Origin of the sequence: Methylobacterium sp. Leaf361 (genome assembly GCF_001424445.1) — a bacterium.
GTDB lineage: Bacteria > Pseudomonadota > Alphaproteobacteria > Rhizobiales > Beijerinckiaceae > Methylobacterium.
In genome coordinates, this window is the sequence record NZ_LMPY01000060.1 from 1 (window position 1) to 7,671 (window position 7,671).

5 protein-coding genes are annotated in these 7,671 nt (G+C 72.7%); 3 read left to right on the forward strand and 2 right to left on the reverse strand.

All coding sequences use genetic code 11. The features are described 5' to 3' along the window. Positions 1 to 169 precede the first annotated feature (169 nt). Positions 170 to 1,813: a GMC family oxidoreductase gene (locus ASG32_RS28130; protein WP_056532866.1), complete on the reverse strand. Its 1,644-nt coding sequence runs from the start codon at positions 1,811 to 1,813 to the stop codon at positions 170 to 172. Between the two features lie 222 nt (positions 1,814 to 2,035). Here ASG32_RS28130 and ASG32_RS28135 point away from each other — a divergent pair, with 222 nt between their 5' ends. From ASG32_RS28135 to gluQRS, 3 genes are read left to right on the forward strand one after another with little or no spacing between them, the layout of a single operon-like run. Beyond that, positions 2,036 to 4,066, forward strand: coding sequence for an ATP-binding protein (locus tag ASG32_RS28135; protein WP_056532869.1), 2,031 nt, complete (start codon positions 2,036 to 2,038; stop codon positions 4,064 to 4,066). 44 nt (positions 4,067 to 4,110) lie between these two features. Beyond that, complete coding sequence (locus ASG32_RS28140; RefSeq protein ID WP_056532872.1) at positions 4,111 to 4,392, forward strand: hypothetical protein; 282 nt, start codon at positions 4,111 to 4,113, stop codon at positions 4,390 to 4,392. A 16-nt stretch (positions 4,393 to 4,408) separates the two neighbouring features. Continuing rightward, positions 4,409 to 5,272 carry a tRNA glutamyl-Q(34) synthetase GluQRS gene (gene gluQRS / locus ASG32_RS28145; RefSeq protein WP_056532874.1) on the forward strand — a complete coding sequence of 288 codons (864 nt, stop codon included), beginning with the start codon at positions 4,409 to 4,411 and terminating at the stop codon, positions 5,270 to 5,272. Between the two features lie 16 nt (positions 5,273 to 5,288). On the opposite strand, the gene ASG32_RS28150 is transcribed toward gluQRS, so the two are convergent. Continuing rightward, positions 5,289 to 7,319, reverse strand: a complete 2,031-nt coding sequence (locus ASG32_RS28150; protein WP_056532877.1) for a M23 family metallopeptidase — start codon at positions 7,317 to 7,319, stop codon at positions 5,289 to 5,291. Positions 7,320 to 7,671: the final 352 nt, after the last annotated feature.

Sequence of the window (7,671 nt, forward strand, 5' to 3'; positions counted from 1 at the left end):
CCCGCGCGTACTTGGCCGACACCTGGGTTCCCGCGGCGTCCCGCGTCCCTCGTGCTCGCCTCCCGGGCCATGCCCCCGGCGCCACGCGCGCGCGGGGACGATCACGCGTGTCCGGTGCCGGCACCTCGGGACGAGCCGGGGAGAGCGATGGTCCGCGTCCCGCCGGTCCTCAGGCCGGCAGCGGCTCGCGCGGCTCGGTGTGGTCGAACAGCCGGGGCGGCGCGATCGCGTCCCGGGCGCCCATCCGGGCGACGAGATGATCGGCGACCCGCAGGGCGTTGGCGATGATGGTCAACGTCGGGTTCACGGCGCCGATCGACGGGAAGAAGCTGGCGTCGGTCACGTAGAGGTTGTCCAGCTCGTGCGCCTTGCAGTTGGTGTCGAGCACCGACGTCCTCGGATCCGCGCCGAACCGCAGGGTCCCCGCCTGGTGGGCCGTCCCGCCGATCGGGACGTTCTTGCCCAGGTAGAGCGAGCGGTCGAACAGGTGCGGGTGGATGTCGGTGAAGCTGCAGATCTCGCGCAGCTTCTGCCGGAGCCGCTTGTGCGCCTCGACGTTCGTCTCGGTGAGGTCGAGATGGACCTTGCCGCCCTTGTAGAAGATCCGGCTCTGCGGCAGCGGCACGTCCTCGGAGGTCAGCCAGAAGTCGACGGAGTGCTTGGCGATCCAGTCGAACGGCTTGTCGGGGAACCATTGCAGGAAGCCCGGCAGGCCCTCGCCGTGGATCTGGGCGCCGTCCGACTTGCCGACCATCTGGATGTGGCCGAGGGGGAAGTCCCAGCCGTCCTTCGGGTCCGGATCGCCGAAGTAGAAGTCGTTGAGGCCGAGCGTCTTCTGGAACCGGGTCGGATTCGGGACCTTCGAGATCGCCAGCACCGTCGAGTTGTTGTGGCGCATGTAGTTGCGCCCGACCTGATCCGACCCGTTGGCGAGGCCGTTCGGGTGGCGGTCGCTGGCCGAGCGCAGCAGCAGCAGCGCCGAGGAGAGGGCGCCGCAGGCCACCACCACGATGTCGGCCGAGGCCTCGAACGGCGCGCCGTCGCGGTTCCCGACGACGCCCGTGACGGTGCGGCCGGAGGCGTCGGTGACGAGGCGCTCGATGTAGGTGCGGGTGAGCAGCGTCAGGTTCGGGCAGTCGCGCAGGGCGGGGTCGACCACCATGGTCTGCGCGTCCGACTTGCCGTTGGTGGGGCAGGGGAAGCCGTCGAACGATTCGCACTTGATGCAGGGCGAGGTCGGCACCGCGCGGCCGTCCTTCTCCACCAGCCGCACGCCCACCGGCAGGTGGAACGGGTGGTGGCCCGCCCGTTTCAGGTTGTCGAACAGCTCCTGGATCCGCGGCTCGTGCGCCACCGGCGGATGGGCGTAGGGCTTCGTCGACCAGGGCTCGGTCGGGTCCTCGCCGCGCAGGCCGTGAACGTGGAACAGCTCCTCGGCCGCCTGGTAGTACGGCTCGAAGACGTCGTACCCGACCGGCCAGGCCGGCGCGACGCCGTCCTGGTGGCGGATCTCGGCGAAGTCCTTCTCGCGGAGGCGGAAGAGGATCGAGCCGTAGAATTTCGAGTTCCCGCCGACGTAGTAGTGCAGGCCGGGGTGGAAGCTCTTGCCGTCGGAGGAGTACCACGTCTCCTTGGCCTGGTAGTAGCCGTCGACGATCACCGCCTGACTGTCCCAGTTCCGCGGCTCGCGCAGCAGGTAGTCGCCGCGCTCGATCAGCAGGATGCGCTTGCCGGTCTGGGCGAGGCGCCACGCCATCGTGCCGCCGCCGGGACCGGACCCGACAATGATGACGTCGTAGTGCTCACCGGGCATGTACCGTCTCCGTCCGGACCTGCGTCCTGGCAGGCAACTCGCGAGCCGCTTCTCGGATCACCGCACGGTACCGTTGATCCCGCGCCGCGTCGCGGACTCCGCCGCGGATTCCGCCGCGGACTCCGCGAAGTCCGCAACCGGCGGTTAAGGGCCTTTCCCAACGCCGCCTTCAGCTTCGGCTGCGATCCTGCAGCGGACCGGCCCGATGCCGGGGAGGCCGGAATGATCGACACGCTGGCGCCTGTCCTGGCGCTCCTGACCGCGGCCGCACTGGCCTTCGGCCTCTGGCGCCGGCTCGGAACGCGGCGCGCCGAGCGCGAGGCCGAGCGGCTGCAGGACCGCCTCTGGCGGATCAGCGAGAGCGAGGACCGCTACCGCGCCCTGGTGGCCGCCACCACCGAGATCATCGTCCAGCGGGATGCCCGCGGGCGCATCACCTACGCCAACGAGGATTTCGCCCGCCTCCTCGGCCGCGAGCCGATCGCGCTGATCGGCTCCCAGGACGATCTCGAGATCCTCGACCGGAACGCCGTGGAGATCGGGCCGGACGGGGTCCGCCGCCTGGAGGCGCAGGTCCGGACGGCGGACGGGCGGGCGCGCTGGTTCGCCTTCGTGGAGATGCCGGTGGCGCACGGCGACGCGACGCACTGGCTGCGGGCGGGCCGGGACGTGACCGCGCGGGTCGAGGCGATCCGCAGCCGCGACGCGGCCCTGGAGCGCGCCGAGGCGGCGAGCGTCGCCAAATCCCGCTTCCTGGCGACCGTGAGCCACGAGATGCGGACGCCGCTCAACGGCATCCTGGGCATGGCCGATCTCGTGCTCGGGACCGCGTTGAACCCCGAGCAGCGCACCTACGTGGAGGCGGTGCGCACCAGCGGTCAGGCGCTGCTCGGCCTGATCGACGGGGTCCTCGACTTCTCGCGGATCGAGGCCGGGCGCCTGGACCTCGCGGCCGAGCCCTTCGACCTGCCGGCCCTCTCCGAGGGGGTCGTCGAGCTGCTGGCGCCCCGCGCCCAGGACAAGGGCATCGAGATCGCCCTCGACGTGGCCGAGGACTTCCCGGCCGCGATCCTGGGCGACGCCGACCGGGTGCGGCAGATCCTGATCAACCTCGCCGGCAACGCCATCAAGTTCACCGAGCGCGGCGGCGTCGGCGTCAGCCTGAGCTTCGCGCGGGCCGGGACCGGCGGCGAGGTCGTGCTCGCCGTGGCTGATACCGGCCCGGGGATCCCGGAGGAGCGGCTGCCGATCCTGTTCGAGGAGTTCGAGCAGGGCGACGGCAGCGCGAGCCGCAGCCACGAGGGCACGGGGCTGGGCCTCGCCATCACGCGGCGGCTCGTGACCCGCATGGGCGGGCGGATCGAGGCGGACTCGCGCCTCGGCCGGGGCTCGACCTTCCGGGTCCTGCTGCCGCTCGCCGAGGTGGCGGCGGCCGAAGATAGCGGGCGCGCGCCGCTGCCGACACTCGCCCCGCGGCGCTGCCTGATCGTCGCCGACTCGCCGTTCCAGGCCCCGTACCTCGCCCGCAGCCTGTCCCGGGCCGGGGCCGCCACCGTGATCGTCGACAGCCTGGAATCGGGCCTCGACGCCCTGTCGGGCGCGGCCTTCGACGCGGTGCTGGCCGACCGGGCACTGGGCGACGCGGCGGTGCGCCAGATCGCCGACGCGGCCCGCGCCTGCGGGGTCCGCACCAGCCTCGTACTCCTCTCGCCGTTCGACCGGCGCGGCTTCGGGTCCCCCGGCGCGGCGGGCTTCGACGGCTACCTGATCAAGCCGATCCGGCCGCGCTCCCTGTTCGAGCGCCTGCTCGCGTCGACGGGCCCGGTCGAGGCCGCGACCGCGCCGGCGGCGGAGCCGGCGCGCGTCGGCTCCAGCCTGCGGATCCTGCTGGCCGAGGACAACCCGATCAACGCCCTGCTGGCGACCCGGGCCCTGGAGCGCCTCGGCGCCACTGTGATCCACGCCGTCGACGGCCTCGAGGCCCTCGCGCGGCTGGAGACGGACGGCCCCTTCGACCTCGCGCTGATCGACGTGCGGATGCCCCGCCTCGACGGGCACGAGACCGCCCGTCGGATCCGCGCCGCCGAAGCGGGCGGCGCGGACCGCCTCCACCTCGTCGCGCTGACCGCGAATGCCGGCCGGGAGGACGAGGCCGCCGCCCGGGCGGCCGGCTTCGACGGGTTCCTGGCCAAGCCGCTGAATCTGAAGCTGCTCCCGCCGCTGCTGGAGCGCCGATCCGCGCGCGCCGCCTGAGCGCGCGTTGACAGGCGGGCGGGTCCCGCGCCAACAGGAGGCCCATGTCGACCGTCAGCCCTCCGTCGCCCGCACCGCGCTCGTCGAGCGGCGCGCTTGCCGCCTGGGGCATCGCGGTCCTCGTGATCGCCACCGTGCTCATCGGCGCCCTGGCGCCGGCGCGGCACGCGTCGCCGGCGGTGTCGGCGGCCGACGATCCGGCCTGCCTCGAGTGGACCGACGGCTGCAAGGTCTGCCGGCGCTTGGCGGAGGAGCCGGCCTGCTCGCTGCCCGGGATCGCCTGCCAGCCCGGCGCGCCGCAGTGCCTGTCCCGCCGGGACGGGTGATCTGCCGGACCGGTCCGTGACCGCCGCGGCTCCGGTGCTGCGCTTCGCGCCGAGCCCGAACGGACGGCTGCACCTCGGCCACGCCTACTCGGCGCTGCTCAACGCGGACCTCGCCGCCCGGATGGGGGGCGTCTGCCGCCTGCGGATCGAGGACATCGATCCCGCGCGCTCGAAGCCGGACTTCGTCGACGGGATCGTCACCGACCTCGCCTGGCTCGGGCTGACCTATCCCGAACCGGTGCGGCACCAGTCCCGGCACATGGCGGCCTACCGGACCGCCCTCGACGGGCTGATCGAGAGCGGGCTCGCCTATCCGTGCTTCTGCTCACGCGGCCAGATCCGGGCGCGCGTCGCCTCCGGCGGCGACGGCGCCCGCGATCCGGACGGCGTGCCACTCTATCCCGGCACCTACCGCCACCTGGACCGGGCGGCGGCCGCGGACCGGATCGCCCGCGGCGACCCGCATACCTGGCGGCTCGACATGGCGGCCGCCCTGCGCCGCGCCGGCCCAACCCACGGCTACGTCGCCTTCGACACGGCCGGCGCGCACCGGGTCGCGGCGGATCCGGCACGCTGGGGGGACGCGGTGATCGCCCGGCGCGACGTGCCGACGAGCTACCACCTCGCCGTGGTCCACGACGACGCGGCGGAGGGGATCACCCACGTGGTGCGGGGCCGCGATCTCGAGGCGGCCACCGACCTGCACGTGCTCCTGCAGGCCCTGCTCGGCCTGCCGGTCCCGCGCTACCGCCACCACGCGCTGCTGCTCGATACCGGGGGCGAGAAGCTGGCCAAGTCGCGCGGCTCGCGATCCCTCGCCGATCTCCGGCAGGCCGGCGCGACGCCCGAGGCTGTCCGCGCCCGGCTCGGCTTCGCCTGAACGGCAGCGCGCGCTCTCAGCGGACCGCCGCGTCGCGCTGGGCGAGGGCGGTCGCGCTCTTCGACTTCTGCATGGTGGCGTCGATCTGCTCGCGCTGGCGCTTGAAGTCGGCGAGCAGGCGCCCGTCGAGCTCCCGGCCGCGGGGGACGCGGATCTTCATCGGGTCGACGAAGTGGCCGTTGATGATCACCTCGTAGTGGAGGTGCGCGCCGGTCGACAGGCCGGTCGAGCCGACATAGCCGACGATCTGGCCCTGCCGGACCTTGACACCCTCGCGGATGCCGCGGCCGAACCGCGACATGTGGTTGTAGGTCGTCACGTAGCCGTTGACGTGCTGCAGCTCGACCCGGTTGCCGTAGCCCGAGGTCATCTCCGCGCGGATCACCACGCCGTTGCCGGCCGCCATGATCGGCGTGCCGATCGGGTTCGACCAGTCGACGCCCGTATGCAGCTTGGCGTAGCCCAGCACCGGGTGGCGGCGGTAACCGAAGCCGGAGCGCATGATCCCGTCCGCGATGGGCTTGCGCAGCAGGAACTTCTTCAGCGACCGGCCCTGCTCGTCGAGGTAGTCGATCGTGCCGTCGTCCGGCGACTGGAAGCGGTAGACCTTGCGGGTCTCTCCGCCGAGCGTCAGCGCCGCGTAGAGCAGGTCCGGACGATCGGCGCTGGCCTCGTCGTCAGTGCTGTAGAAGACGTCGAGCCCGTCACCGCTGCCGATGCGGCGCTGGAAGTCGAGGTCGTAGCTGAAGACGCGGACGATGTCCTCGACCGTGGCCCGCGGCAGGTCGTGGCGCGCGGCCGTCTCGTAGAGGCTCTGGTACAGGCGCGGCCCGGAGCCGGAATCCTCGTCCTCGTCCTCGCCGGCCTCCGCCTGAGGCTGTCCCTTGGGGGAGGGGGCCTCCTCGGCGGGGGGCGCCACCGACACGAAGGCGCCGCGGTCGTTCAGGGCCGCGATGCCCTCGATGCCGTTCTCGCCGTACAGCACCACGCGCGTCACCTGGCGGGGATCGCCGGGACGGGGCCCGGGGGCGACCTGGACGCGCATCGGCTGCCCCTCGTTGAGGGCAGCGGTGCGGGTCTTGCCCCCGAGCGCGGCGACGATGCCGCGAACGGCATCGTCGTTCGCGAGGCCGGTGGCCTTGAGCGTGGTCTCCAGTGTCTCGCCGCGCTTCAGCGCGAGATCGCGCTCCTCCACGAGCGGCGCCTCGTTGGCCTTCAGCTCGACCTTGGCGACCTTCGTGACGTTCTCCGGGACGACCAGCACCTCGATGGACTTGAAGGGGTTCGCGTCCTTCGGCGCCGCGCCGTCGCCGTCGCCGTCGCCGGCCGCGCCCTGCTGGAGCGTCCGCGACAGCATGATCTGCGGGGCGATCGGGATGGCGGCGCGGCGCCCTGCCTCGGCGGCGATACGGCGCTCCTCCTCGACCTGCGCGGTGACGTCGTCGTCGCTGAGGGCGGGCGCGTTGGCGTCGACGGCAGCGTCGGCGAGTTCGCGCTTGACCACGGTGACCTCGGCGCTGGGGGCGTCGGCGGACGCATCGGGCGCGCGCTCCAGCGGCTCGTCGGAGACGAACTTCATGGGGTCGAAGCGGGGCGGCTCGGCGGCGTAGACGCCCGTCGTCATCGACAGGGGCGTCGTCAGCCGCACGAAGGCCTTGGCCTTGATGATCTCGCGGTCGCCGAGGCGGACCGTGACCGGCGCCTTGAAGCTCTGCTTGGCCGAGGCGATCATGAGGTTGCGCACCAGCCGGTCGCCCTTGCGGGCGATGTTGGCGCCGCTCTCGCTCGGCTGGGGGCGGGGCATGATCGCCGCCTTCTCGGGAATGGCCGCGAAGGAAACGTCGCCCTGGAGGGACACTTGGAGCGCCGCAGCGATCAGACCGGCGCCGGTCAGGCCGGTGAGGCTGCTGGCGCAGAGCCAGCGGAGGTTGACGGCGCGTCGGTCGATCTGCGTCGCGGTCGCGCCGAGATGGTCGAGAGGCTCATGCACCCCGCGTGCCGGGGGGAGGGCGGCCACGTCGCCGATCTTGAGTCGCTCGCGCTTCACTCGAAGGCCCTGAGAAGACGATGGCGAACGGGCGTTCCCGCGGGATCCGCGGCGCTGAGGCCGGGCTCGACCATACCGGAGGCGACATCCGCCCCCGGCAATCTCATCTCACGACCCAGCGTGTCGAGATTGAGGCGTGCTGCTCCCGAGCGCCAGCCCCGGCGCGGGAAAGACCACGACGATCCACCGCGAGGCTTCCGGACGGCCCGCCGCGCCGGTCGGCAAAAAGGGTGTTGACGGCCGGGAACCGTGGATCTATACCCCGGCTCATCGGCGCCGGCCGCGGAAGTGGACCGGGCGCTGAGCCATCTTCTGACAAGCGGCGGGATTGGCCGGCGGGATTGCCGGGCGG